The sequence below is a fragment of the Saccharothrix sp. NRRL B-16348 genome (assembly GCF_001280085.1).
Lineage (GTDB): Bacteria > Actinomycetota > Actinomycetes > Mycobacteriales > Pseudonocardiaceae > Actinosynnema.
The window spans coordinates 1-833 of record NZ_LGED01000076.1 but is presented as its reverse complement, the minus strand read 5'-3'; the positions used below and the strand labels follow the sequence as shown (position 1 = coordinate 833).

Below are 833 nucleotides of genomic sequence, written 5' to 3'. Positions count from 1 at the left end.
GCCGTCGAAGAGGAGGGGGGTGCCGGAGGCGCGCCAGGAGTCGGTGTCGCGGATGCCCCAGACGGTGATGCCGGTGCAGCGGGTGACGGCGAGGCAGGCTTGGACGACGCCTTGGTACTGCTGGGCCTGGCTGCTGCCGGAGCCTTCGATGTCGAGTTCGGTGATCTGGACGTCGACGCCGAGGTTGGCGAAGTTCTGCAGGGTGGTGTGGTAGTTGGAGGGGACGGGGTTGCCGCTGTTGAAGTGGGCTTGGAAGCCGACGCAGTCGATGGGGACGCCGCGGGCCTTGAAGTCCTGGACCATGCGGTAGACGCCTTGGGTCTTGGCGTGGGACCAGTTGTCGGTGTTGTAGTCGTTGTAGCAGAGTTTGGCGCCGGGGTCGGCGGTGCGGGCGGCGCGGAAGGCGGCTTCGATCCAGTCGTTGCCGGTGCGTTGGAGGTTGGAGTCGCGGCGTCCGCCGCCGCTGCCGTCGGCGTAGGCCTCGTTGACGACGTCCCAGGCGTAGATCTTGCCGCGGTAGTAGGTGGCGACCTGGGTGACGTGGTTGAGCATGGCGTTGCGCAGGGCGGTGCCGGACATGTTCTGCATCCAGCCGGGTTGCTGGGAGTGCCAGGCCAGGGCGTGGCCGCGGATGCGTTTGCCCTGGCCGCGTGCCTGGTTGACGATGCGGTCGGCGTTGCCGTAGCTGAACTGGTTCTGGTTCGGCTCGGTGGCGTCCATCTTCATCTCGTTCTCGGCCGTGACCATGTCGAACTCACGGTTGAGAATCCCGACGTAGGTCGAGTCGCCCAGCTTGCTCGCGGCGACCGCGGTGCCGAAGTACCGGCCGCTCT

At 67.0% G+C, this 833-nt stretch carries 1 protein-coding gene; it reads right to left on the bottom strand.

Going from position 1 to position 833, the window contains the following annotated elements:
• Window positions 1-833 (bottom strand): endo-1,4-beta-xylanase (locus ADK67_RS09815; RefSeq protein WP_197289358.1); only part of this gene is annotated, 833 nt, incomplete at both ends.